A 25,066-nucleotide genomic window follows, 5' to 3' on the forward strand; every position below is an offset into this window, starting at 1 on the left:
GCTGTTATATGCGAACGCCGCAGGCCCTACACTGTCGCGCATATGCGCGGCAGCCGGTTGCTCGTCCTCTTCGTCGCCTGGTGGCTGGCGCTCGCCGCCACCGCGGCGCTGGGCCAGCCCTCGCCCAGCGCGAGCGCCGGGCGCCTGGTGCTGCCCGAGGTCCCGCAGCACCCCGTCCCCTTGCGCGGCGACTGGGGCTTCGCCTGGCACCGCTACGTGGACCCGGGCTGGCAGCAGCTGCCCACGCAGGCGTTCGCGCCCGTGCCCCGCAACTGGAACGAACTCGCGGCGGACGGCAAGCCGCCGGGCGAGAACGGCTGGGGCAGCTACGTGCTGCAGGTCGACTGTCCGCGCGGCGAGTCGCTGGCCCTGGAGGCACTCGGCCAGCGGACCGCCTCGCGCACCTACGTCAACGGCACGCTCGTCGCCCAGCACGGCACGCCAGGCCAGTCCGCCGCCGACACCTGGGCCGCGATCCACAACCGCATGCCCCTCACGCGCGAGTTCGCGTGCCCCTTGCGCATCACGGTGCACGTGGCCAACTTCGCCCACCGCGCCGGCGGTTTCGTGCGGCCGATGGCCGTGGGCACGCCGGAAGCGCTCGCCAGGCAGCGCGAGTCGCAGGTGATCTACGCGGCGGTGCTGCTCACCGGCTACCTGCTGGTGGGCCTCGTGTCGCTGATCTTCTTCGCCGTGCGGCACCGCGAGCGCGTGCCGCTGGTGTTCGGGCTCTTCTGCCTGGCGATGGCGGTGTACACCGACATGATCGGCGAGCGCCTGTTCCTGCGCGGGCTGCCGGCGCAGATCGACTGGGCGCACTACATGTGGGTCGAGTACCTGTCGTGGGTTGCCGCGATGGCCTTGTTCTTCCTGACGCTGCGTGGCCTCTTCCCGCAGGAGATCCACCGCCGCATGGTGCAGGCCGTGCTCGGCGCCCTGGCGGTCGCCGCGGTCGCCGTGCTCCTCCTGCCGCCGGGTGTCTATTCCTACGTGGCCGTGCCCGGACAGGCCATCGCCGTCCTCGTCGCCGTGTACGTGGCGGCGGCCATGCTGCGCGCGCAGCGCCGCACGCCCATCGATGCCGGCGTGCTGCTCGCCGGCCTGCTGGCGGTGCTCGTCACCTTCGCGATCGACCTGCTGCTGATCGACGCGCCGCGCCCGGACAAGAAGTTCGCGCCCATCGGCTTCGCGCTGTTCATGCTGTCGCCGGCCGTGGTGATCGCGCGCCGCCTCAGCCACGCCCTGAACGCCGAGGAGCGCAGCCGCACGCTGGAGGAGAACGCCCGCCTGCGCGAGGACGTCGAGCGCATGTCGCGCCACGACCTGAAGACGCCCTTGAACAGCATCCTGGGCGCAAGCCGGCTGCTGCGCGACGACCCGCGCCTGAACGCGGAGCAGCGCGAACTCGCCGACGTCCTGCAGCACGCCGGGCGGCGCATGCTGGAGATGGTGAACCTGTCGCTGGGCCTGTTCCGCATGGAGACGGGCACCTACGATTTCCGTCCGCAAGCGGTGGACCTGCGCGAGGTGGTCAACCGCGTGCTGGTGGACCTGCGTTCCTACGCCGAGGCAAACCAGGTCGCGCTGCACCTGCAGGGCTCGGACCGCGCGCCCGTGGTGGTGCGCGCGGAGGAGCCCCTGTGCTACTCCATCGTCGCCAACCTGGTGAAGAACGCGATCGAGGCGGCCGGCCCGCTGGAACGCGTCACGCTCGCGCTCCTGCCGGGGCATCCCGTGGTGCTGTCGGTGCACAACCCCGGCGAGGTGCCGCCGGAAGTCGGCGGGCGCTTCTTCGAAAAGTACGTCACCAGCCGCAAGAGCGGCGGCACGGGGCTGGGGACCTACTCCGCGCGGCTGATGGCCCGCGCGCAGCAGGGCGACCTGCAGATGCATACCAGCGCGGGCGACGGCACCACGCTGACGCTCACGCTCCCGGCGCAGCGCGGCGAGCTGCCGCAGCCGCGCACCGAGCCGCAGGACGAACGCGCCGTGCTGCGCGCGGTGGGCGCCCTGCCCGCGTGCGACGTGCTCGTGGTGGACGACGACGAGTTCACGAGGCTCGTCACCCGCCGCCTGCTGCCGCAACCGCCCTTCCGCGTCGAGACGGCGCCGCACGGGCTGGCCGCCGCCGAAGCCATGGAGCGCCACTGGCCGCAGTACGTGCTGCTGGACATGGAGATGCCCCACCGCAACGGCCTCGACACGGTGCGCTGGATCCGCGAACAGGAAGCCACGCGCGGGCGTCCGCGCTGCCGCGTGGTCATGCTGTCGGGCAACGACGATCCGCAGACGCCGGCGCGCGCGCTCGCCGCGGGAGCGGACCGGTTCCTCGCCAAGCCGGCCAGCCGCGAGCGCCTGCTGGCCGCGATCCTGGAACTGCAGGACGGGCTGCCGCCGGCGGCGCCGTCCCCCGCCCCCGCGCCGGCAGCGCCGTCCGCCACGGCCCCGGCCGCCGCGGAGGAGATCCTGGTCGTGGATCCCGAATGGGCGGAGGCCTTTCCGGGCTTCCTGCAAGGCTACCGTGCCACGGTGGAAGGCATGGCCCAGGCGCTCGCCGCGGGCGACCGCGAAGACCTGCACTTCCTCGCGCACCGGCTGGCCGGCGGCCTGTCGGCGATGGGCCTGCACTGGGGATCGGAGCAGGCCCGCGCCATCGAGCGCACCGCCGCGGAAGGGGCTCGCGACGCGCTCGATGCGCGCATCCGCGGCCTGCGCGAGCACCTCGCGCGTGTCCGCATCGAAACCGCGTGACACGAAAAAAACCCGCCGGCCGCGAACGGCCGGCGGGCCACTCCACGCCATCTTGGGCCTGCCGAAGGGGAGACACTTCCAGACAGGCCCGGCGGGACACCTCGCAACCGGACTCGCTGCAGGATCGTCGATGCGGCACTGCAAAAAAATGGGACTTTGGGCCTACTAGCCCTCGCAGGCACGCGTATGGTGCAGTCACTGTCGTGCTCGCTTCCTTCCTGACCCGCGCGATGCGCGCCCTGGCCGCCTCGCTGTTCCTGGCGCTGGCCGGTTGCGCGACGCTGCCTGCCACGCCGCCGGCCGACCGCGTGGAGAGCCGGGCGCCCACGGACACCGGCGACACGCGCATCGGCCGCGGGGCCACGCGGCTGGCCGCGCCGCACGCCGGCCTGAACGGCGTGCGCGCGCTGCTCGACGCGCGCGAAGCCTTCGTCGCGCGCTACCTGCTCGCGCTCGGCGCGGACCGCAGCATCGACGTGCAGACCTACATCTGGCGATCGGACACCAGCGGCAACCTGCTGGCGGAGGCGCTGTGGGACGCTGCCGAGCGCGGCGTGCGCGTGCGCGTGCTGCTGGACGACGCCAACACCTCCGGGCTCGACGACATGATCGCGGCACTGGACGCGCACCCCCACATCGAGGTGCGCCTGTTCAATCCCTTCGCCAACCGCACCTGGCGCCTCGGCGACCTCGCGGTAGACTTCGGTCGCGTGAACCGGCGCATGCACAACAAGGCCTTCGTGGTCGACAACCAGGCGGCGGTGGTCGGCGGGCGCAACGTCGGCGACGAGTACCTGGGCGCGGACACGCCCGTGGCCTTCACGGACCTGGACGTGATGGCGATCGGCCCCGTCGTGCCCGAGGTCTCCTCGGTGTTCGACCGCTACTGGAACAGCGCCTCCGCGTGGCCCGCCGCGGCGCTGCTGGCGCCGCCGCCCCAGGGCACGCTGGAGGCGACGCGGCGCCGCTGGGCCGAGCACCGCCAGCGTGCCGAAGCGGTGCGCTACCTCGAGGCCGTGCGCAAGCTCCCGCTGCTCGCGCAGATGATGGCCGGCACGCTGCCGCTCGACTGGGTGGCCGCGCGCGTGGTGAGCGACGATCCCGCCAAGGTGCTGCAGGCCGGCGGCCGGCACGGCTCCCCGCTGCTGCCGGCGCTGGAAGAGGCGTTCGGCAACGCGCGCCACGAACTGCAGCTCGTGTCACCCTATTTCGTCCCCGGCCGTGGCGGCACCGACAAGCTGCTGGCCATCACGGCGCGCGGCGTGGAAGTCTCGGTGCTCACCAACTCCCTCGCCGCCACCGACGTCGGCCCGGTGTATTCGGGCTACGCACGCTACCGGCAGGAGCTGCTGCGGGGCGGCGTGCGCATCTTCGAGCTGAAACCCGCCGCCGCGCCGCCAGGCACCGACGACGACGACGTCCGCCGCGGCAGCTTCGGCGGGAGCACGGGCGGCAGTTCGTCCGCCAGCCTGCACGCCAAGACCTTCGCCGCCGACCGCAGCCGCGTCTTCGTGGGTTCGTTCAACATCGACCCGCGCTCCATCGCGCTCAACACCGAGATGGGGCTGGTGCTGGAAAGCCCCGCGCTGGCAGGCCTGCTGGCGGACGCCTTCCGCGACACGATCCCGCGCGACGCCTACGAGGTGCGGCTGGAAGGTTCGCAGGTGGTGTGGATGGACCGGACGGCGCAGGGCGAGCTGCGCCACACGAGGACGCCGGAAACCGGCGTCCTGCGCACGCTCTGGATGGGCCTGCTGTCGCTGCTGCCGATCGAGTGGCTGCTGTGAGCCGCGCTACTTGACGGTGTAGCCGCGGCCTTCCATGCAGGCCGCGTAGGCGCGCGCATTGTCGCTGGCGGCGGCGCCGGCCTGCGCGTTCTTCTGCCGCGCGCCGCGCACCCCGCCGACGATGGCCCCGGCACCCGCGCCCTTGCCCGTGTCGCCGTCGGCCACGCCGGCGATGACCGCGCCGCCCACCGCACCACGCGCCGCGCCGCGTGCCACCTGTCCCTGCTGCGGCGGCGGCGCGGTGGACGCCTGGCCCGCGGCCCAGGACTGGCATTCGGACTGGTCTTTCTGCTGCTGGCCGGCGCTCTGGCCCTTGGCGGGATACACGACCTGCGCCTGGGCGACGGAAGCCGCGAGCAGGACCACGGCGGCGAGGGTGAGGCGGTATTGCACGGAGATCTCCTCGGATGGATGCGGAGATTTCACCGGACGCCCGCGGCCGGCGCCATGGGACCAAAGGGCCAAGACGCTAGGTCCGCTCCTGGATGGCGCCCTGGATCGCCTCGATCAGCATCGCGTCGTCCACCGGCTTGCGCAGGTAGGCGCGCGCCCCCTGGCGCAGCGTGCGCTCGCGGGTCTGCGGGGAGTCGTCGCCGGTGATGATGATCACCGGCACGCGCGTGCCGCTGCGGACCATCGCGCTCTGCACTTCCAGGCCGCTCACCATAGGCATGCGCAGGTCCAGCACGACGCAATCGGGCTGGTGGCGCTGCAGCGATTGCATGAACTCGACGCCGGACGCGAAAGTCTCGACGCCGAACCCCGCGGAGCGGATCAGCCGGCCGAGGGCGCGGCGAACCGACTCTTCGTCGTCGACGACGGCGACCAGGCAGGCATCTCTGTGCATCGCCCCAAAGCTACGCCTCCGTGGAGTGCGGGCCAATGAGACCTTGGTCGTAGGTAAAGTGAGACGCTTGTTGCAGGCCGCTAACCGAGCCAGGGAAGCGAGAACCGCGCCCGCTCCACCATGCGCACCAGTTCCGCGACGGAGCGCACGTGCATCTTCTCCATCGCGCGCGCGCGATGCACCTTGACGGTCTTTTCGGCGGTGCCCAGGTCCGACGCGATCTGCTTGTTCAGGCGACCGTTCATGACGTGATCGAGCACTTCGCGCTCGCGCGGCGTCAGCGAGTGCAGGCGCGACTCCGTCGCGTCCTGGTGCCGGCGCGCCATGCGCCGCACCGCGTCGTGCTGCAAGGCTGTAGTGATCGCGCGAACGAGTTCCTCCTCGTCCACGGGCTTGGTCAGGAAGTCGACCGCGCCGTTGCGCATGGCTTCGGCGCACAGCGGCACGTCCGCGGAGCCGGTGAGGAAGATGACCGGCAGGAGCTCGCCGTCTTCCTGCAACCGGCGCTGCAGGCCGGGGCCGTCCAGGCCCGGCATGCTCACGTCCAGGAGGATGCAGCCGTGCGAATCCGGATCGTGCGTGTCCAGGAAATCCTGCGCGCTGGGATGGTCCATCGTCTCGTAGCCGCGGCTGCGCAGCAGGCGGGCCAGGGCGGCGCGGACGGCCGGATCGTCGTCGACGATGTGTACCAATGCGGGTTCGGCGCCGGCCGGAAAGTCGGCCTGGCTCGGCAAGGCCGGTCGGGTGCTGATGTAGTCCATGTCGTTCCCCTTCTCCAGTTCTGGCTACCCCAACGCGGCTGTAAGAATTTTGAATCTAGTGTAGAAGCACAATCTGCGTCGTCAAGTGGCGATGTCTTTATCCAATGTTTGACTTCCGGCTCCGTCCGGAGCCTGATGTACGTCAAACAGGTGCAGGTTCGCAGGACGACCAACCCGGTACGGGGGAGCCCCGTGCCGACACCTTGCAGAAGGGGAGCGATGCGCGAAGCACTGGAGATGCGCCCGACGGGATGGCCCGATCCGGCCTGGGCGCTGCTGCGCGTCGCTGTCCTGGTGGGGGTGGGCTACTACGTGGGAGCCCGCATCGGGCTCGCCCTGACCTTCGAGCCGATGCCGGTGGCGGTGCTGTGGCCGCCCAATTCCCTGCTGCTCGCGGCACTGATCCTCACGCCCAGGCGCTGGTGGTGGGCGGCGATCGCCGGGGCGCTGCCCGCGCACCTCCTGGCGGAACTGCAGGGTGGCGTTCCCCTCGCCATGGTGCTGGGCTGGTTCGCGAGCAATGTGCTGGAGGCCGCGATCGGTGCCGCCATCGTGCTCCGCTTCTCCGAGGCGCGGGGCCTGCGCACGCTGCGCTCCGTGGTCGCCTTCTGCTGCGCCGCCCTGCTGGCCCCCTTCCTGAGCTCCTTCGTGGATGCCGGCCTGGTGCTGGCGATCGGCTGGGGCGAGGCCGAGTTCGCCACCCTGTGGCAGATGCGCTTCTACTCCAACGTGCTCGCCATCCTGATCTTCGTGCCCGTCTTCCTGGCCTGGAGCGCCGGGGAGCCGGTGCCGCTGCGCCAGGGCTCGCGCGGGCAGATCGCCGAAATCGCGGTGCTCGTCGCCGGCCTCTTCGCCGTGAGCCTCGCCGTGTTCGACTCGCGCCTGGCGCCGGGCGCCACCGCGCCGTCGCTGCTGTACCTGCCCGTGCCCTTCCTGATCTGGGCGGCGCTGCGCTTCGGCCCCGCCCTCACCAGCGCGGCCTACGCCATCGTGGCCTTTCTCGTGATCTGGGGCGCGGCGCACGGGCGGGGGCCGTTCCACGCCGCGGCGCTGGTGTACGACGCCCTGCCGATCCAGCTGTTCCTCGCCAGCCTGGCCGTGCCGCTCCTGCTGCTCGCCGCGGTCGTCGAGGAAAGGCGCGAAGCCGAACGCCGGCTGCGCGCGTCCGAGGAACTGTTCGCCACCGCGTTCCGCCAGGGTCCCGACGCCATCGCGCTGAGCCGCGCGGCCGACGGCCTCGTCATCGAGGCCAACGACCGCTGGCTGGAGCTCCTCGGCTATCCGCTGGGCACGCGGCCGGACGCCGTCGCGCCCTTCCGCGACCACCTGGACGACGCGAGCCGCCGCCGCCTGCAGGCCATGGCCGCCGCCCCGCAGCAGGGCGCCGACCTCGAAGTCGCCATGCGCGACTGCTTCGGGCGCCAGCATGCGGTGCTGGTCGCGATGGCGCACGTGCAGGTCGCCGGCGAGCCCTGCAGCATCACCATCCTGCGCGACATCACGCAGCAGCGGCAGGCCGAGAAGGACGCGCGCGACCAGCGCCGGCAGCTCACGCACCTCACGCGCGTGGCCTCGCTGTCGGACTTCTCCAGCACCATCGCGCACGAACTGAACCAGCCGCTGACCGCCATCCTCGCCAATGCGCAGGCGGCGCTGCGCTTCCTGCAGCGCGACCCGCCCAACGTGGCGGAGATCCGCGCCATCCTCGACGAGATCGCCGACGCGGACAAGCGCGCCGGCCTGCTGATCCACCACCTGCGCCTCCTGATGAAGAAGGGCGAGGAGGAGTTCGTGCAGGTCGACCTCAATCCGCTGGTGCGCGACGTGCTGGACTTCATCCGCGGCGAGTTCCTGCTGCGCGGCGTCGACGTGAAGACCGCCTACGGCAGCGACCTGCCGCAGGTGCGCGGCGACCGCGTGCAGCTGCAGCAGGTCGTGCTGAACCTCGTGTGCAACGCCTGCGACGCTATGCAGGGCCAGACGCAGCGCCGCGTGGTGACCCTCACGACGGCGCAGAACGCCGAAGGCGGGGTGGAGCTCACCGTGAGCGACACCGGCCCGGGCATTTCCGCCAACCAGATGGAACGCGTGTTCGAGCCGTTCTACACCACCAAGGAAAGCGGCCTCGGCATGGGCCTGGCGATCTGCCGCCGCATCGCCGCCGCGCACGGTGGCACGCTCTCGGTCCAGAGCCGCCCCGGCGAAGGCGCCACCTTCCGTTTCGTGCTGCCCGCTGTGGTTGCTGCCGCCAGCGCCTTGCGTCCGGAAGACGGTTCCAGGCGCTCCATCGCGGCCCCCTGAAACGCAGCGTCCTCAGGCGGGGCCGAACACCGTGCGCCAGTCCCTGCGCATGCTCACGACCTGCAAGCCGAGGGACGCGGCGCGTTCCAGCGCCTCGTCCAGCGGGTTGAGCGCGAAGCCGCTGTCGTAGGCGAACTCGCGCTGGGCGTCGTCGTGGTGCAGCAGCAGCGCCAGCCGCGGCCCCGCGCCCGCCGCCACGTAGCGCAGCATGGCCAGGTCGCGGTCGGCGTTGCCGAAGGCGAGCAGCGGCCGCACGCCGATGTGGCGGGCGATGCTGCGCACCTTCTCCTCGCCTTCCACGTGGCGCTCTTCCTGCGCCAGCTTCACGAGCTGCGCCACGCCGTCGACGTCCTCGATGCGCGTGCGCGCGCAGGTGCCGATCACCTGGTGCGGCGGGATGCCGTAGACCCGGTGCGCGATCGCGCGCACGACGCCCGAATCGCCCGCGGTCACGATGAAGGGCGTGAAGCCGTGCGCGCGCAGGAAGGCGAGCAGTTCGAGCTGCGGCAGGTAGCAGCAACTCGCGAGCGGCCGGCCGAGCCACGGATGCGCCGCCGCCGCCAGCCACGCGGCGCAGCGCTCGGCGAAGTCGTCCAGCGGCAGGCCCGCGTGCACCACCAGCCCGAGCTGCACGATGCCGCGCCAGCCCAGCCCGTGCACGCGCGGCAGGTCCTCGCGCAGGAAGGCACTGAAGGGATGCAGGTCGCGCAAGGTGGGCCGGCGCGCGGCCAGCTGCTCCAGCCGCGTGCCGATGAAGAGCGCGTGCACGGGCAGCGGAAACTCGCAGCACAGCGTGCCGTCGTGCGCGAACACGGCGACGCGTTCGTGCGGCGGCACGTAGTACGGCCCATGCTCGTCGCACACGGCCGCCACCAGCCGCAGCAGCGCGGAGCGCGCTGCGCCGTCGTTCCAGGAAGGCAGGACGGGGGCCTGGAGCATCCGGGCGTGCGGCCGGCCTTCAGATCAGCAGGCCCAGGACCGTCTTGAACACGGTCTCGAAGGGCACGGCCAGCAGCGCCACGGGCACGAAGGGGACGAGCGTGGCGCCGGCGAGCATCAGGATGTTCGTGCGGTCCAGCGGCACGAAGCGCATCTCCTTCACGCGGTCCACCACCTGGTACAGGTCGGTCGCCGCGGAGAAATCGCCGCGATCGAGCACCTCGCGCTCGACGTTGCGCCCGGGCGCGAACCATTCCTGCGCGAAGCGCAGGCCGAAGGAAGTGGAGAGCTGGCCGAACGAGCGCATGCCGCGCCGCCGCTCGGCCGCGAGCCGCGGGGCGAACACGAAGAGCGGCGCGCAGAACAGCACGACGCAGGCCGCCGCCGTGCCCGCCAGCAGGTAGCGCATGCTGGTGAAGGGCAGGCCGTTGTGGAGGACCTGGTTGGCGACGGCCCCCGCGACGATGGCGCCGAAGGCCGCGGCCACGAAGGCGAAGCCGCGCACCGAGTAGCCGAGGAAGCCCATGCCGCCGGCGCGATCCGGGTGCTCGGGCACGATGGGCAGTTCCAGGCGCGCGACGAGGAAGAGGAAGCGCGTCCACAGCAGCAGGCGCCACAGCCAGCCCACGACCAGCACCAGCAGCAGCGGCAGGCTCACCATCGAATACCACCAGCCGGCGGCCGACAGCCGTTCCGGGTTCGCCGTGCTCCGATGCCACAGCGGCAGCTGCGACAGCGACAGCCCGTTGACCATGGTGACCACGAGCACCAGCACGGTGGCCGCCACGGCCAGCTCCAGCAGCGCGCCGTCGCGCAGGCGCCGCGTGGATTCCACGATGCGCGCGAAGCCCTCGCGCGCCGTCGACATCTCGCACATCCAGCCGAAGCGGCCCGCGATGCGGCTCAGCTCGCGCGCGGCGTAGACGTCCGCGAACAGCAGCAGCGGCCCCGCCACCCACGAGCGCGCGAACGCGCCCATGTCGGCGAGGAAGCCGATGCCGTCCGCGCGCGGCAGCAGCGTGCCGTCGATCGCGGTCAGCACGCACAGGGGCGCCCAGGTGAGGAGGACGAACACGATGCAGCGGCGCGCCGTGTGCATGCGGCCCGGCCGCAGCAGGCCCAGCCGTGCCTCCACCAGCATGGGGGGCCCCTCCATGAAGAGGTCCTCCGCCTGCGGCAGCGTCGCGACGGGGCCCTGCGGCACGGCTGCCCCGGTGTCGGCCGCGGCTTCGCGCGCGGTGTTCACGGTCGTCATGGGGAGCGCCACGTCTTGTCCACGGCGGCAGGATCGCAAGGCGGCCCTGCGCGGCCTATTGGACTTTTGTCCAACTGGCCGCGGCACGCGGCCGGGCCGAACATGCCCGGCATGCAAGTCGCCGTGCTCTGGTCCGTCATCGCCGCCCTCGTGCTCGCCGGCGCCGCCGCGCTGCTGCGCCTGTGGCAGCTGCTGCGGGCGGCACGCGAACGCGAGGGCCAGCTCGATCGCCAGCTCGCCCACGCATGCGGCTTCGCGCTGGCGGGTCCCCTCGGCAGCTCCGGCCTGCAGGAACTCGCGCAGGCGCTGGACGCCCTGGGCGAGCGCACCGCCGCTGCGCAGTCGCTCTGCGCGCAGGGGCGGCTCGACGCGCTGCAGGAGGCGCTGCCGGAGCTCGGGGAGCGCACGGCGCAGGCGCGCGAGAACGTGCACGCGCTGCTCGCCCTCCTGCAGCCGCGGGATCGCAGCCGCGAGACCTTCGACGCCAACGACATGGCGGCGGAGGCGGTGCACCTGATCACGCCCGAAGCGAAGCGCCGCGGCATGGAGCTCGTGGTGCTGCCCTGCCCGGGCAGCGCGCTCGTGGCCGGGGAGCGTTCCGAGCTGCACCTGGTGCTGCTGCAGCTCGTGGCCAATGCGCTCGACGCGATGCAGGACACGCCCGCCGCCTTCCGGCGCGTGCTGGTCGCCACGCACGCGAGCCCCGGCGGCGTGGAGCTGCAGGTGAGCGACCGCGGCCACGGCTTCGGCGCGCGCCGGCCCGACACGCTCTTCTCCCCGTACTACACCACGCGCCAGGGCCACATGGGCCTGGGCCTCGCCGTCGCCCGCCGCGTCGTCGAGGCGCACGGCGGCCGCATCGAAGCGCGCAGGCGCGCCGGGGGCGGCGCCGTCTTCACCGTCACCCTGCCCCGCGCGGCCGCGGCGCCCCTCGCGCCGGCTCCCGCCCGGCCCCCTTCCCTCAACCCGTCCTGCGTGGTGCAGCCATGACCGGAACCATCCACATCATCGACGACGACACCGCCGTGCGCGGCGCGCTGCAACGCGTGCTCGCTGCCGCGGGCTATGCGACGAAGTGCTATGCCGCCGCGGGCGACTACCTGCTGCCGCCCCCGGACCCGTCGCCCGGCTGCCTGCTGCTGGACGTGCAGCTCCCCGGCTTCAGCGGCCTCGACCTGCAGGACGCGCTGCCGCGGCATCCGGGCTACGAGCACCCCATCGTGTTCCTGAGCGGCGCCGACGACATCCGCGCGAGCGTGCAGGCCATGCGCGCCGGCGCGCGCGAGTTCCTCACGAAACCGGTCGACCAGGACGTGCTGGTCGCGGCCGTGGCCGATGCCGTGCAGCACGACGTGCGCATGCGCGCGCTGCGCCACGAGACCGAGGTCGCGCGCGCCCGCATCGCAGCGCTGGGCCAGCGCGAGCACCTCGTGCTCGAAGGCATTGCCTCGGGCCGCCTGCACAAGCAGCTCGCCTCCGACCTCGGCGTGAGCGAGCGCACGATCAAGGCCGACCGCGCCCGCATCATGCGCACGCTGGAGGTCGACACGCTGCCCGCGCTGCTCAAGACGCTGCGCCACGCGCAGGACGCGCACCTGTCGCACGCCCACTGAGCCGGAGCCTCCATGCGCCTTGCCCTCGCCACCGCCGCTGCCTCGCTCCTCCTCTCCGCCGCGCCCGCCTTCGCGCAGGCAGACACCGGGGGCCCTGCCATCGAACCCGAAGCGATGGCCGCGCTCACGCGCATGGGCCGCTACCTGCAGACGCTCAAGACCTTCAGCGTCAAGGGCGCCACCAGTTCGGAGGAAGTCCTGCCGCAAGGCCTGAAGGTGCGGTACGACCTGGTTTCCAGCATGGAAGTCTCGCGGCCCGACCACGTGCGCGCCGAGCAGACCAGCGACCGGCGCCACCGCCAGATCGTCTACGACGGCGGCACCTTCAGCGTCTACAGCAAGTCCAGCGGCTACTACGCGCAGGCGCCGGCCACCGGCACCATCCACGAGCTGGGGAAGAAGCTGCAGGCGGACTACGCCGTGGAACTGCCGCTGCTCGACCTCTTCGTGTGGGCCGACGAGAAGGCCGAGAAACCGGCGCTGCAGGTGGCGCGCGTGGTCGGCCTGTCCACCATCCGCGGCGTCGCCTGCGACCAGTACGCGTTCCGCCAGGGCGACCGCGACTGGCAGGTGTGGATCCAGCGCGGCGCGCAGCCGCTGCCGCGCCGCATCGTGGTGACGGCCACGGCCAACCCGGCGCGCCCGCAGGCGATGGCCGACTACGACTGGACGCTCAACCCGCCGCTGGCCGCCGGCACCTTCAAGTTCACGCCGCCGCCGGGGGCCGTCTCGGTGCCCCTGCAGCGCGTGAAGGAGATCGCCGTGCCGAAGCGATGAGAACCAGGAAGGAAACCCCATGATCGCAAGAAGACTCCTCCTCCTCGCCGGCGCCGCCACCGCGGTCGCCGGCTGCGCCACGAAGCCCGACGCCGCGCAGGCGGCCGCCAGGCGCAGCGACATCGACCGCCAGGTCGACGCCGCGCTGGCCGACCTCTACGCCAATGCGCCCGGCGCGCGAGCGGTCGCCGCCAACGCTCAGGCCATGCTCGTCTTCCCCGAAGTGTTCACCGCCGGCTTCCTGGTCGGCGGCTCGCACGGCTACGGCGCCCTGCGCCGCGGCAACACCAGCACCGGCTACTACTCGCTGAACAGCGGCTCCGTGGGCCTGCTGGCCGGCGCGCAGACGCGCACCATGTTCATCTTCTTCATGACGCAGGACGCGCTGAACCGCTTCCTGCAAAGCGACGGATGGACGGTGGGCGGCGATGCGTCCGTGGTGCTGGTCGACGCGGGCGGCATGGCGCGCCTCGACAAGGGCAACAGCCCGGCGATCCTCGGCCTGGTGCGCAACCAGCAGGGCTTCATGGCCAACGTCAGCCTGGACGGCACCAAGATCGGCCGCCTGCAGATCTGAGCGCGGCGGGTGGACCGCCGCGTCGTTCCCCTTCGCGCCTTCCTGTGCATCGCGGCCCTCGCGGTGCTGCCGCTCGCCGCCACCGCGCAGGCGCCGGCCGCGCCTGCGGCCACGAGCGACCGGCCCAAGGTGTGCCTCGTGCTCTCCGGCGGCGGCGCGCGCGGCGCCGCCCACGTCGGCGTGCTCAAGGTGCTGGAGGAAATGCGCGTGCCCGTCGACTGCATCGTCGGCACGAGCATGGGCTCCATCGTCGGGGCGGCCTATGCCTCGGGCGCCACCGTGCAGGAGATGGAGGAGGTGCTGCGCCGGCTGAACACGCGCCTGCTGTTCAAGGAGCTGCCGCCCCGCGAGGAACGCGCGGTGCGCCTCAAGCGCGACGACGCGCGCAACCTGGCCGCGCCGGAGATCGGCCTGGGCAGCGACGGGCTGCTGCTGCCCAAGGGCCTGGTCTCCGGCGTGCAGCTCGAAGCGGTGCTGCGCGAGCTGAGCAAGACGCGCGGCTTCCGCAATTTCGACCACCTGCCCATCCCGTTCCGCGCGGTCGCCACCGACCTGGCGAGCGGCAAGGCCGTCGTGCTGCGCGAGGGCGAGCTCGCCACCGCGATGCGCGCCAGCATGTCCGTGCCCGGCGCGATCGAGCCACTGAAGGTGGGCGGACGGCTGCTGGTGGACGGCGGCCTCACGAACAACCTGCCGGTGGACGTGGCGCGCGCGATGGGCGCGCAGGTCGTCATCGCCGTGAACCTGGGCACCCCGCTGCTGAAGCCCGAGCAGCTCGACTCCATCCTGGGCGTCACCGCGCAGATGGTGAACATCCTGACGGAGCAGAACGTCCAGGCCTCGCTCGCCAGCCTGCAGCCCACGGACATCCTGATCCTGCCGGACCTGCAGGGCTTCTCGGCGAGCGACTTCGACCGCCTGCCCGATGCCGTGGGACCGGGCGAGGCCGCCACCCGCGCCGTGGCTTCGCAGCTCGCGCCGCTGGCGATGGCGCCGCTGGCCTATGCCCGCTGGAGCGGCCGCCGCCAGGCCGTGCCGTCGCAGGAAGCCCTGGTGGTCGACGAGATCCGCTTCAACGCGATGCAGCGCGTGAACCCGGAGATCGCGCGCCACTCGCTCGAGACGCGCGAAGGCGCGGCGATCGACCAGAAGGTGCTGGACCGCGACATGCAGCGCCTCTTCGGCACGGGCGACTTCGAGCACGTGAGCTACTCGCTGCTGGAGGAGCCGGGCAAGCGCATCCTGAACGTCGATGCGGTGGAAAAGAGCTGGGGGCCGAACTACCTGCGCTTCGGCCTCGGCCTCTCCAGCGACTTCAGCGGCGACGCCTACTTCAACCTCCTGGGCAGCTACCGCCGGACCTGGCTGAACGCGCTGGGGGCGGAGTGGCGCATCGACGCCCAGCTGGGCCGCAGCAGCCGGCTCTCGACGGAGTTCTACCAGCCGCTGCAGCGCGGCCCCGGCCTGTTCGTCTCGCCGCACGCCGCGATCGAGCGCCGCAGCACCGACGTGTTCCGCGGCGACCAGCGCATCGCGATCTTCGACGGCCGCGAGTCGGTCGTCGGCATCGACCTCGGCGCGCAGCTGACGCGCTACGGAGAGGTGCGCCTGGGCGTCGAGGGCTCGCGGCACCGCAGTTCGGTGGACACGGGCCCGGCGGTCATCGACACCTCGCGCGGCCACCTGGACAGCACGCGCTTCACGGTGCGTGCCTTGCTCGACCAGCTGGACAGCCTGAATTTCCCGCGGGCGGGGTATGCGGCCAGCTTCGATTTCGCCAGCGCCCGCAAGTCGCTCGGCAGCGACGCGAACTACGCGCGGCTGGAGGCCTCGGGCAGCTACGTGCACTCCGTCGGCGAGCACACGTTCAGCTTCAGCGCGAAGCTGGGGCGCCGCGTGGGCAGCGACCCGCTGCCGCCGCCGGAGATGTTCCAGTGGGGCGGCTTCCTGCAGGTGTCGGGCCTGCCCACGGGAGCGCTGATCGGCGAGGACCTGCGCTTCGCGCGCGTCGTCTACTACAACCGCGTGCAGCGCTGGAGCCTGCTGGACGGCGTGTATGCCGGCGCCTCGCTGGAGATCGGCCGCATGAACCGCTCGCTGCTGCCCGGCAACGACCTCGGCACGCTGCGCGCGGGCGCCTTGCTGCTGGGAGTGGACACGCCGATCGGTCCCTTGTACCTGGGCTACGGCCGCGCGAGCAAGGGCTACGACAGCTTCTACGTGTTCCTCGGCCGGCCCTGAGCCCCGGGCACGCCGAAGGCTTCGGCGGCGGCCGCGAGCAGGTCCGCGGGATGCAGCATGGCCTCGCGCGCGCGGCGTGCGGTGTCGTCCTGGAGCAGCACCGGGCGCAGGCGCCGCTCGCGGGCGAGCGCCTCGAAGACGGGCTGCAGTTGCTCCGGTGCCGGCTGCGTGCCTTGCGCGAGCTCGCGCGCGAAGGCGATGCACGCGCGCTCCTGCAGCAGCAGGGCGCGGGCGGCCGCGGAAAGCAGCGGCACGCGCTGTTCCTCCACGCAGCACGCGTAGAACACCTGCGGGGGAATGGCACCATCGCGCGGAGCGAGTGCGCGCAAGGAGGCGCCGTGCACGCGCAAGCGCTCGGTGCCGGCGGCGAAGAGGACGTCTTCGTCCGGTGCCGCCTGCGCGAGGTGCGCCAGTCCCCCCAGGAGGCGCGGCCAGTCGCTCGCGGCGGCCGCAGGCGCTGCCTTGCATTCGGCGAGGAGCAGGAGCTCGCAGGCGCCCGCCGCATCGTCCCGCAGCAGGGCGACGTCCCATTCGTCCTTGGCACCGTGCGGCGCGGGCGGGAAGCCGCCGGCGGGGCGCAGCCCTTGCGCGGCACGATGGCGGCGCGCATGCGGTGCGTCCATCCAGCCCGCGATCGTGGCGAACGCCTGCAACACCTGCGCCTCGACGGCGTCGCCCGCACGCGCCGCTTCGCGCCCGCGCTGCGCGGCGGCTTCCGTGCCCGCCAGCGGCCCTTGCGCGGCGAGCAGTGCGAGGTAGCGCTGCACGGCAGGCGCCTGGCGCAGGCCGGCTGCACGCAGCAGGCGGGCGAGCGCCGGGTCGGCGAGGACCGTGGCGAGCTGGGCGCGCAGTGCATCGTCCGCATCGCCGCCTGCGAGCGATCGCGCCTGCGTGCGCAAGGCCTGCCACTCGCCTGCGCGCGCCAGCGCGTGCAAGGCTGCGAGCCCCTCTCCCGGCGCATCCGGCGCACGCCCGCGCAGCTTGCCCGGGTGCGCGAACGCGTCGACGAGCGAAGCCACGCGCCTGCGGTCGGCGGCTTCGCCTGCCGCGAGTTCCACGAACGTGGCCACCTGTGCGTCCTGCTCGCGCAGCACCAGCGCCTGGAAGGCCGCGTCGCCGGCCAGGGCCTGCGTGACGAGCCGCGCGAGCGAGCGCGTGAACAGCTCGCGCTCCTGCGTTGCCGCGTTTCCCATGCGTACCGCTTCGATCGCGAAGGCGAGGGCGGCGTCGGTGCCGGCGGCCGCGGCGGCGTCCGCATCCGCCGGCAGCGGCGGCATGCGGTAGCGGCGCGCGGCGCGCTCCAGTGCGCGGGCGAGGACTTCCTCCGGGCTCACTGCGCGGGCGGCGCGGGGCTGGCCGCGGATCGCTCGCGCTGCACGCGCTCGGTGACGTCGCGCGCGATCGCGACGGATCCCACGACCGCGCCCGCGTCGTCGCGCACCACGGCGAAGGTCATCTCGACGTAGATCCTGCCGCCGTCCTTGCGCACGGCGCGCGTCACGGCGGGACGACCCGCGAGCCGCGTGCGGCCGGACGCCATCGCGGCGTCGTAGCCTTTCCAGTGCGCCGCGCGCAGGTGTTCCGGGATGATGAGGTCCAGGCTCCGGCCGATGGCCTCTTCGGCCGAATGGCCGAAGAGCGCCGCCGCCGCCGCGTTCCAGCGCGCGATGTTGCCGTCGCGGCCCGCGTAGATGACCGCATCGGTGGTCTGTTCGAGGATCCAGTCCGCCAGTCCGTTCACGTCGCCCTCCTCTCGTTCGCCCGCAGCCACTGCCGCACGAGCCCCGCGGCGGTGAGCAGCCAGGCCGCCACCGCGAGGAAGAAGAACCCGCGCGCCACCGGCAGGAGGAAGCGCACGCCCAGCGCCTGCGCCATCTGCTGCGTCGCGGCCGAATACATGCCGAGCGGGAACACCACGCCCCAGTAGCCCACTTCGTAGCGCAGGGGATAGCGGCGGTGCACGTAGCGCCACAGCGCCAGGCCCGCGAGCAGCGGGATCCACCAGGTGCCGACCGCCCAGTACAGCACGGTGCCGCCCTGCAGCACCGGCAGCAGCGAGGAGAGGAAAGGCGCGCCCGGTGCGTTCAGCACCAGCTGCGCGCCGGCCAGCGCCGAGATCGCCATCGCCCCCATGTTGATCCAGGAGGTGGGCGCCAGGTCCTCGGGGCCGAAGCGGAAGAAGGCGAGGCGGTAGAAGATCAGCGAGATCAGCCACACGTACACCATGCCGCCGCAGAACCACATGGCGAGCGCGAGGAAATTCAGCATCAGGCGCGCGGGCTGCTGCGCGTGCGCGGCGAGGAGCACGGCCAGGATGGCAATCGATTGCATGGCTACGACGACGAGCAGCCAGGCGCCGCTGATCGCGTCCGCGAGCGCAGGCTTGTCGCGCTGCAGCGTGAGCGCGATGAGGATGCCGTAGGTGAGGACGAGCCACAGCGCGAGCGCGAGGGCGCAGAGGAGTGCGCTGGCCTGGACGGGCAGGCCGAGCACCAGCCACAGGCTGCCGAGCACGGACGTGCCGGCGACGGTGGTGAGGAAGCCGGGTGCGCGCTGGTGGCTGCGCAGGTCCGCCAGCAGGTGCTCGCGGTGCCAGAGCAGGCGGCCCGTGCTCATCGCGGCGAGGGCCAGCCACGCCACCAGGGCAATGGCGAGCAGCACCTCGCCGAGGACGTCGTAGCCTTGCTGCTGGGCATCCACGCCGATCACGCCGGTCGCCATGACGATGGCGAAATTGGCGGGCGAGAGCCCGGCGACGGGCGCGGCGAAAGTCCTGGCGGCGCGCATCGGGCAACTATAGGCCCGATCCGCGCGCGTGCCGCTCAGTGCAGTGGCGGGGCCGCGAGGCCGAGGCGGCGGCGCAGGCTGTCCTCGTACTCCCAGTCGGCGGCGCAGTCGCTGTCGCAGAACAGGCGATCGGCGATGCCTTCCTCGTTGCCGCAGTGGTGGCAGGCGCCCACGGCGCGCAAGGCGCCGCCACGCGAACGCTGCGCGGCGAGCGCATGCGTCAGGTGGCGCTGCTCGGAATCGAATGCGAGATCTGCTTCGTCGGCCATGGAATGCTCCCTGTCACTGCCCCGCATTCTTCGGGCGGCGGCGGCGGCGCGTGCTGCCCGGGCGGCCCATGTTGCTGTAGGACGCCTTTAGCCCTTCCGGACGGCTGGGGCGCCACGCGCATACGCCGAAAGGATGAAAGGGCCGCGCCGGGCGTTGCGCGGACGCGCCGCCGCCCCGCGGGCGAGGGCTGTTTCGGATGCCATGGCCGCGCTGCCCGCGCAGAATGGCGGCACACGCGGACGACATGGTTTTGGACGAACACAAGGAATTCCGGCCGGGAGACACGGTGCGCCTGCTGCGCGGCAGCCCGGCGCACCTCATGACCGTGCGCGCCGCTTCGGCCACCACCGTCCTGTGCGCATCCGTCGGCCCGGACGGCCGCACCCAGAACGAACCGTATCCGCCGGAGGACCTGGAACTGGTGGCCCGGGAGGGCCGCTAGCAGCGCCAGGCCCGGCCGCTCACTCCATCCTGATGTTGCCCGCCTTGATCACGCGGGCCCACTTCTCCACCTCGGACTTCTGGAAGGCCGCGAGCTCCGCGGGCGACATGCCGCCCGGCTCGATGCCTTGCGCGACCAGCTTCGCCTTGATCTCCGGGTCGTTGACGGCCTTGATCATCTCGCCGGCCAGCTTGTCCACCACGGGCTTCGGCACGCCGGCGGGCGCGAAGATCGCCTGCCACGACACGATGTCGAAGCCGGGCAGCACCTCGGCGATCGCCGGCACCTCCGGCAGGCTGGAGGAGCGCTTCGCCGAGGTCACGCCCAGCGCGCGCAGCTTGCCGGCCTGGATGTGCGGCAGCGCCGGCGCGAGGTTCTCGAAGATGATGTCCGCGCCCTGGCCGGACATCAGCGCGGTGAGCGACTCGGCGCTGCTCTTGTAGGGCACGTGCACCATCTTGCCGCCCGTGAGCTGCTCGAAGAACACGCCCGAGAGGTGCTGCGACGTGCCGTTGCCGGACGACGCGAAGTTGATCGTGCCCGGCTTCGCCTTCGCCGCGGCGATCACGTCCTGCACGCTCCTGTACGGGCTGTCGGCCCGCACGACGAGGATGTTCGGCATGGAGCCGATCATGGTGATCGGCGTGAAGTTCTTGACGGGGTCGTAAGGCAGCTTGGGATACAGGCTCACGTTGATCGCGTGCGAGCTGATCGTGCCGCCCTGGATGGTGTAGCCGTCCGGTGCCGCCTTCGCGGTGAAGTCCGAGCCCATGCCGCCGCCCGCGCCCGGCTTGTTCTCGATCACGAAGCTGGTGCCCAGCGCGGGCCCGGCCTTCTGCGTCACCAGGCGCGCGAGCACGTCGGTGGTGCCGCCGGCGCCGAAGGGGACGATGTAGGTGATCGGCTTGGCCGGCCACTGGGCCTGCGCGTGGACGGCGGTGCCGGCGGCGAGCAGCGTGGCGAAGGCGCCCAGCAGGATGCGACGGTGCATGGAATGTCTCCTTTGTTCGTAATGCCACCCCGCGCGGCGGGGCCGGTCCATGCTAGCGAAGGAGACGCGGATCGTGTGTGCTCGTTAGCCCGTGTCGCGCTCGAGGCGCCACATCTGGTACTTCACGCCCGCCACGGCGCCGGAGACCATCGCCGCGGCGGCGACGAGGCTGGTGAGGCTCAAGGTGGAGAGGCCCGTCACGCCTTGCCCGATGCTGCAGCCGAGCGCGGTTACGCCGCCGATGCCCATGAACACGCCGCCGGCGAGGTGGTGGCCGAGGTCGGGCGTGTTGGCGAAGCCTTCCCAGCGGAAGCGGCGGCGTGCGAGCGCCACGACGGCCGAACCGGCAACGACGCCCAGCACCGACACGATGCCGACCGTGAGGCGCTTGCTCGCGTCGCTGAAGAAGATCAACCAGTCGAGGGCGAACGCGGTCGGCGACACGAAGCTGAGGCCTTCGGCGCGGCGCGAATTGGTCGCGAGCCAGGCTTCTTCCAGCGTCTCGGGATGCTCCGCGAGGTGGCCGAGCGAGCCCGTCACCCACCACATGGCGAGCACCAGCGCGCCGACGCCCGCCCCGGCGAGCAGGTTGTGCGGCCGGCGCGCCTCGCGCGTGGCGAGCGCGAAGGCGAGCAGCGCGCCGCCCACCAGTGCCGCCCCCGCGAGGGCGGCACCCGTCGATCCCATGCCCGTCGCGCGCGCGAGCAGCGTCGCGAGGTCCGCGTTCGCCCCGAAGTCCACGGCGACGCGGTCGACCGTGTTCACGCGCCAGACCGCCGTGAGGCCGCGCAGCGTGGCGAATGCCGCGATCGCAGCCACGAGCACCACGACGAGCGACTTGAGGCTGCCTCCGCCCACGCGCACCAGCGTCTTGCTGACGCAGCCCGAGGACAGCACCATGCCGAAGCCGAACAATGCGCCGCCGAACAGCGCCGAGAGCCACAGCCAGCGCGTCGAGGCATAGAGCGTCTGCGGCGGCAAGAGGATGCCGCCCGCGGCGAGCGCGGCGAAGCCGAAGGTGGCGACGGCAGCGGCCAGCGCCCACTGGCGCAGGCGCGTGTACTCGCCCATCGCGACGGCATCGCTCACGGCGCCCATCGTGCAGAAGCCGGTGCGCTGCACCAGCGCGCCGAAGGCGAAGGCGACGCCGAACGCCGCCCACAGCACCTGCTGGTTCAGGGCTTGGAGCTCGGCGGGGGTCATGCGGGGATTCTAGGAGCGACGGCGAGGGCCGCGAAAAAGGCGGACAGCCGAACGCAGAGGTCGCAGAGGTCGCAGAGGTCGCAGAGGATTCGCAGAGGTCGCAGAGGAAATCCTTCTAGGTCTTTCCTTGTCTTCTCTGCGACCTCTGCGTCATCTTTGCGACCTCTGCGTTCGGCTGTCCGTTCCCGCTCCCTTCGGCCCGCCCCCCGCCGCCGCGTCACCCCTCGGCCAACCCCGGATTCGGCACCGCGCCCGCGAGCTTCGGCACGTTGACCTTGCGCGCCGTGACCTTGCCGCCGCGCGCCTTCAGCCATTGCTCGACGAGTTCCCACACGGGCTTGTTGCCCGCCTTGGCAGCGTCTTCGGCGACCGGCGCCCAGCCCGCGACCTTGTAGTTGCGCGAGGCTTCGATGGGCTTGCCGCCCAGGCGCATGTCGGTGATGCGGCGGCCCATCGCGGCCGTGGGATCGATCGTGTACTGCAGCCCGCCCACGCGCACCATGTCGCCGCCCTGCTGGTAGTACGGGTCGGGGTTGAACAGGTTGTCGGCCACGTCTTCCAGGATGGTCTTGAGCATCTCGCCGCTGATGGGCGCGACCGTGGCGTACGAGTACGTCGTGGCCGTCATGTCCATCAGCCACTCGCGCGTGAGCGCCTGCCCCGGCAGCAGCGAAGTGCCCCAGCGGAAGCCGGGCGAGAACGCGATCTCGGCGCCCTGCACGTCCATCAGCGCGTCCAGCAGCAGCTGGTCGCCCGAGCCGTTGAAGTTGCCGCGACGGTACAGCGTGCCTTCGGTCACCGCGAGCTGCTCGGCGAGCTTCGCCTCGTAGGGCGCGCGGATCTTCGTGATGAGCGACTGCATCTGCGCATCGGCCGGCAGCATGTTCGCGAACACGGGCAGCAGGCGGTAGCGGAAGTCCGCGACCTTGCCGCCCTTCACGTCGAAGTCCAGCACGCCGAGGAACTTGCCGTTGGAGCCGGCGTTGGTGACGATGGTCTTGCCACCCTTGTTCTCCACCAGCGTGGCGACGGGCATGCCGTCGTGCGTGTGGCCGCCGAGGATGGCATCGACGCCGGTCACGCGGCTCGCCATCTTGAGGTCCACGTCCATGCCGTTGTGGCTCAGGACGACGACCACCTTCGCGCCCTTGGCGCGCGCCTCGTCCACCTGCTTCTGCAGGTTCTCGTCCTGGATGCCGAACTCCCAGTCGGCGACGAAATAGCGCGGGTTCGCGATCGGGGTGTACGGGAAGGCCTGGCCGATGATGGCGACGGGCACGCCATTCATCTCGCGGATCACGTAGGGCTTGAAGACGGGGTCACCGAAGTCCGTCGTCTTGACGTTCTGCGCGACGAAGTCGACCTTGCCGGCGAAGTCCTTCTCGACGATCTCCTTCACGCGGTCCATGCCCAGCGTGAACTCCCAGTGGCCCGTCATGATGTCCACGCCGAGCAGCTTGGCGGCGTCGACCATGTCCTGGCCCTTCGTCCACAACGCGGTGGCGGAGCCCTGCCAAGTGTCGCCGCCATCGAGCAGCAGCGCGCCGGGGCGGCTCGCCTTCATGCGCTTGACGAGCGTCGCGAGGTGCGCGAAGCCGCCCACCTTGCCGTAGCGGCGCGCCGCCGTCTCGAAGTCGAGGTACGTGAGCGCATGCGCTTCCGCCGAGCCCGCAGGCACCTTCGCCGCCTTCAGCAGCTGCTCGCCGACCAGGTGCGGCAGCCGGCCGTGCATGCCGGCGACACCGAGGTTCACGCTCGGCTCGCGGAAGTAGACGGGGTTCAGCTGCGCATGGCAGTCCGTCATGTGCAGGAAGGACACGTTGCCGAAGCGCGGCACGTCGTACAGCGCGTTCGCCGCCACCTGGGCATCGGCGTTCGCCCAGCGTCCCAGGCCCATGCCGGCGACCGAGGCCGCGCCCATCACCTGCAGGAACTCGCGCTTGGACAGGTTCATGATTCCGTGTCGACTGATATTTGAAGGAAAAAAAGGCCCGGGTCGCGCCCGGGCCCGTGGTGCGGCGGGCCGCGCCTTACTTGTTGACGGGCGAGGCCGGGTCCAGCAGCAGCGCCATGATGTGGCGCACCTGCGTCTCGGTCAGGTTGCCCATGTGGCCGGAGCGCGGCATGTTGGAGCAGGCGTTGTACGCCTTCGCGTTCCAGATCTTGCCCCAGGTGTATTCCACGATCGGCTTCGCCGCGGCGCTGTTCGGGTCGCTCACGCCGCGCAGCTTGCCGTAGTGGTAGAGGCTGGGGCCGATGGTGCCGAAGGAGATCTCCTCCTTGGAGATCTGGTGGCAGTTGTAGCAGTTGCCGCCGTTGGCCGCGTTCGCGCCATCGGTCCAGGTCTGGCCGCGGCCGCTCTGCGCGATCTGCTCGCCCTGCTTCCAGTCGCCGAGGAACTTGCCGTCGCTCGGCCACTTGATCGTCTTCAGGTTCGCTTCCTCGATGCGCTTGGCGACTTCGGGAGCGAGCGGCTTGCCGGCGGCGTCGGCCGCGCTGCAAAGCTGCAGCGTCTCGTCGGTCTGCGTCACGCGCTCGACCTTCGCGATGCCTTCGCTGCGGAAGCCGGTGCGCACCATCTCCTGCGTCAGCTTGTCGGCGTCGATGCCGCCCATGGGGAGGGAGTTGCAGCCCACGACGGCGGCTGCGAGCGCCAGCGCGCCCAGGGTCCAGAGGGTCTTCTTCATCCTGCGGTCCTCTTCAGCGCTTGATCGACGGCGCGGACGACTTGGCGCCGTGCGCGTTCACGCCCAGGTAGGTGGAGATCGCGGTGAGCGCGTCGGCGCCGAACTCCGGATACGGGAAGCGCTGCTGGCGCAGGCAGTCGTTCAGGCGCAGCTGCATGCTCCACATCTGCCCGTTCGACACGCGGTAGGCGGGCCAGGCCGCGAAGCCGACGCCGTCGCCCGGGTTCTTGGTGAGGTTCGGCAGGTCCTGCAGGCGGATGCGCTTGCCGTCCTCGCCGTGGCAGGAGGCGCACGCGAAGTCGTGCGTGCCGCCGCGCATGAAGAACAGGCGCTTGCCGGCCTCGTAGAAGGCCTTCTCCTGCGGGTGCGACTGCGGCACGGCGAAGGGCATGTCGCGCGACGCCGCCGCGACGTACGTGGCGAGCGCCGTGACGTTGGCCATCTCGCCCTTGCCGAACGGCGTCTTCGCGATTTCCGCGCCGTTGAAGCCCTGCAGGCGTTCCATGCAGGTGACGAGGCGCGTCTCGAGGTCCTGCACCTTGCCCGTGTCCGCGAAGTAGCGGGGCAACTCGACGAACGCGCCCTTCACGACGCCCGGGCCCTTGCCCAGGTCGCACGCTTCGAGCGAGGCGTTCTTCGGGCCGCGCTTCTTCTTCCACAGCTCCTCGCCCTTCATCTCGAAGAGGTCCGCGGGGTTGCCGTCGGCGAGCATGGCACGGTATTCGTCGATGGCCTGCGTGGCGCTCTTCTGCGCGGCCGCACCACCGGCGGCCAGCGCGAGCGCCACCGCGGCGAGGCTGGGGATCATGCGCATCGGGGTCTCCTTCTCTCTCGTTC

The 25,066-nt window shown here is 71.7% G+C and carries 23 protein-coding genes; 9 read left to right on the forward strand and 14 right to left on the reverse strand.

The features are described 5' to 3' along the window. Positions 1-42: 42 nt before the first annotated feature. Positions 43-2,751, forward strand: coding sequence for a response regulator (locus H8N03_RS12780; protein ID WP_187076578.1), 2,709 nt, complete (start codon positions 43-45; stop codon positions 2,749-2,751). 203 nt (positions 2,752-2,954) lie between these two features. After that, a complete protein-coding gene (locus H8N03_RS12785) occupies positions 2,955-4,538 on the forward strand; it encodes a phospholipase D family protein (protein ID WP_354005118.1) in 1,584 nt (527 codons plus the stop codon). A 6-nt stretch (positions 4,539-4,544) separates the two neighbouring features. Here the strand turns inward: H8N03_RS12785 and H8N03_RS12790 are convergent, their stop codons facing one another. The 3 genes from H8N03_RS12790 to H8N03_RS12800 form a co-directional block, all read right to left on the reverse strand. Beyond that, the gene (locus H8N03_RS12790) at positions 4,545-4,931 is read right to left on the reverse strand and encodes a hypothetical protein (RefSeq protein WP_435531666.1); all 387 of its coding nucleotides are present in this window, start codon (positions 4,929-4,931) and stop codon (positions 4,545-4,547) included. Between the two features lie 76 nt (positions 4,932-5,007). Continuing rightward, positions 5,008-5,385: a response regulator transcription factor gene (locus H8N03_RS12795; protein ID WP_187076579.1), complete on the reverse strand. Its 378-nt coding sequence runs from the start codon at positions 5,383-5,385 to the stop codon at positions 5,008-5,010. 80 nt (positions 5,386-5,465) lie between these two features. After that, entirely contained in the window at positions 5,466-6,146 is a 681-nt protein-coding gene (locus tag H8N03_RS12800) for a response regulator transcription factor (RefSeq protein WP_187076580.1), read from the reverse strand. Between the two features lie 219 nt (positions 6,147-6,365). Between H8N03_RS12800 and H8N03_RS12805 the strand changes: the two genes are divergently transcribed. Continuing rightward, positions 6,366-8,447: an MASE1 domain-containing protein gene (locus tag H8N03_RS12805; RefSeq protein WP_187076581.1), complete on the forward strand. Its 2,082-nt coding sequence runs from the start codon at positions 6,366-6,368 to the stop codon at positions 8,445-8,447. Between the two features lie 12 nt (positions 8,448-8,459). Here H8N03_RS12805 and H8N03_RS12810 read toward each other — a convergent pair whose 3' ends face one another. Continuing rightward, a complete protein-coding gene (locus H8N03_RS12810) occupies positions 8,460-9,386 on the reverse strand; it encodes an HAD family hydrolase (RefSeq protein ID WP_187076582.1) in 927 nt (308 codons plus the stop codon). A gap of 19 nt (positions 9,387-9,405) precedes the next feature. Next, positions 9,406-10,641: a hypothetical protein gene (locus tag H8N03_RS12815; RefSeq protein WP_187076583.1), complete on the reverse strand. Its 1,236-nt coding sequence runs from the start codon at positions 10,639-10,641 to the stop codon at positions 9,406-9,408. 111 nt (positions 10,642-10,752) lie between these two features. Between H8N03_RS12815 and H8N03_RS12820 the strand changes: the two genes are divergently transcribed. From H8N03_RS12820 to H8N03_RS12840, 5 genes are read left to right on the forward strand one after another with little or no spacing between them, the layout of a single operon-like run. After that, entirely contained in the window at positions 10,753-11,631 is an 879-nt protein-coding gene (locus H8N03_RS12820; protein WP_187076584.1) for a sensor histidine kinase, read from the forward strand. Beyond that, complete coding sequence (locus H8N03_RS12825) at positions 11,628-12,254, forward strand: response regulator transcription factor (protein ID WP_187076585.1); 627 nt, start codon at positions 11,628-11,630, stop codon at positions 12,252-12,254. The genes H8N03_RS12820 and H8N03_RS12825 overlap by 4 nt, the downstream gene beginning before the upstream one ends. Positions 12,255-12,266: 12 nt before the next feature. Next, positions 12,267-13,031: a DUF2092 domain-containing protein gene (locus tag H8N03_RS12830; RefSeq protein ID WP_187076586.1), complete on the forward strand. Its 765-nt coding sequence runs from the start codon at positions 12,267-12,269 to the stop codon at positions 13,029-13,031. 19 nt (positions 13,032-13,050) lie between these two features. Next, the gene (locus tag H8N03_RS12835) at positions 13,051-13,608 is read left to right on the forward strand and encodes a lipid-binding SYLF domain-containing protein (protein WP_187076587.1); all 558 of its coding nucleotides are present in this window, start codon (positions 13,051-13,053) and stop codon (positions 13,606-13,608) included. A gap of 9 nt (positions 13,609-13,617) precedes the next feature. Continuing rightward, positions 13,618-15,849 (forward strand): patatin-like phospholipase family protein, encoded by a 2,232-nt coding sequence (locus tag H8N03_RS12840; RefSeq protein WP_187076588.1) that lies wholly within the window; start codon positions 13,618-13,620, stop codon positions 15,847-15,849. On the opposite strand, the gene H8N03_RS12845 is transcribed toward H8N03_RS12840, so the two are convergent. The 4 genes from H8N03_RS12845 to H8N03_RS12860 are packed head-to-tail and all read right to left on the reverse strand — an operon-like array spanning position 15,825 to position 18,905. After that, complete coding sequence (locus tag H8N03_RS12845; RefSeq protein WP_187076589.1) at positions 15,825-17,183, reverse strand: hypothetical protein; 1,359 nt, start codon at positions 17,181-17,183, stop codon at positions 15,825-15,827. The two genes, H8N03_RS12840 and H8N03_RS12845, sit on opposite strands and share 25 nt — an antisense overlap. Next, on the reverse strand, positions 17,180-17,590 hold the full coding sequence (locus tag H8N03_RS12850; RefSeq protein ID WP_187076590.1) for a PAS domain-containing protein: 411 nt from the start codon (positions 17,588-17,590) through the stop codon (positions 17,180-17,182). Before H8N03_RS12850 ends, H8N03_RS12845 begins: the two co-directional genes overlap by 4 nt. Next, positions 17,587-18,636, reverse strand: coding sequence for a tellurite resistance/C4-dicarboxylate transporter family protein (locus tag H8N03_RS12855; protein WP_187076591.1), 1,050 nt, complete (start codon positions 18,634-18,636; stop codon positions 17,587-17,589). The genes H8N03_RS12850 and H8N03_RS12855 overlap by 4 nt, the downstream gene beginning before the upstream one ends. Positions 18,637-18,671: 35 nt before the next feature. Beyond that, positions 18,672-18,905 carry a hypothetical protein gene (locus H8N03_RS12860; RefSeq protein ID WP_187076592.1) on the reverse strand — a complete coding sequence of 78 codons (234 nt, stop codon included), beginning with the start codon at positions 18,903-18,905 and terminating at the stop codon, positions 18,672-18,674. Between the two features lie 245 nt (positions 18,906-19,150). Between H8N03_RS12860 and H8N03_RS12865 the strand changes: the two genes are divergently transcribed. Further along, positions 19,151-19,348, forward strand: coding sequence for a hypothetical protein (locus tag H8N03_RS12865; protein WP_187076593.1), 198 nt, complete (start codon positions 19,151-19,153; stop codon positions 19,346-19,348). Positions 19,349-19,367: 19 nt separating this feature from the next. Here H8N03_RS12865 and H8N03_RS12870 read toward each other — a convergent pair whose 3' ends face one another. The 5 genes from H8N03_RS12870 to soxA all read right to left on the reverse strand — a co-directional run bounded on the left by H8N03_RS12870 (position 19,368) and on the right by soxA (position 25,043). Further along, the gene (locus H8N03_RS12870) at positions 19,368-20,339 is read right to left on the reverse strand and encodes a Bug family tripartite tricarboxylate transporter substrate binding protein (RefSeq protein ID WP_187076594.1); all 972 of its coding nucleotides are present in this window, start codon (positions 20,337-20,339) and stop codon (positions 19,368-19,370) included. 84 nt (positions 20,340-20,423) lie between these two features. Then, positions 20,424-21,542 (reverse strand): YeeE/YedE family protein, encoded by a 1,119-nt coding sequence (locus H8N03_RS12875; protein ID WP_187076595.1) that lies wholly within the window; start codon positions 21,540-21,542, stop codon positions 20,424-20,426. A 217-nt stretch (positions 21,543-21,759) separates the two neighbouring features. Then, complete coding sequence (gene soxB / locus H8N03_RS12880; protein ID WP_187076596.1) at positions 21,760-23,496, reverse strand: thiosulfohydrolase SoxB; 1,737 nt, start codon at positions 23,494-23,496, stop codon at positions 21,760-21,762. A gap of 76 nt (positions 23,497-23,572) precedes the next feature. Continuing rightward, positions 23,573-24,229, reverse strand: coding sequence for a sulfur oxidation c-type cytochrome SoxX (gene soxX, locus H8N03_RS12885; RefSeq protein ID WP_187076597.1), 657 nt, complete (start codon positions 24,227-24,229; stop codon positions 23,573-23,575). 13 nt (positions 24,230-24,242) lie between these two features. Then, a complete protein-coding gene (gene soxA, locus H8N03_RS12890; protein ID WP_187076598.1) occupies positions 24,243-25,043 on the reverse strand; it encodes a sulfur oxidation c-type cytochrome SoxA in 801 nt (266 codons plus the stop codon). Between the last annotated feature and the right edge of the window lie 23 nt (positions 25,044-25,066).

The organism is Ramlibacter cellulosilyticus, from assembly GCF_014297465.1.
Classification (GTDB): Bacteria; Pseudomonadota; Gammaproteobacteria; order Burkholderiales; family Burkholderiaceae_C; genus Ramlibacter; species Ramlibacter cellulosilyticus.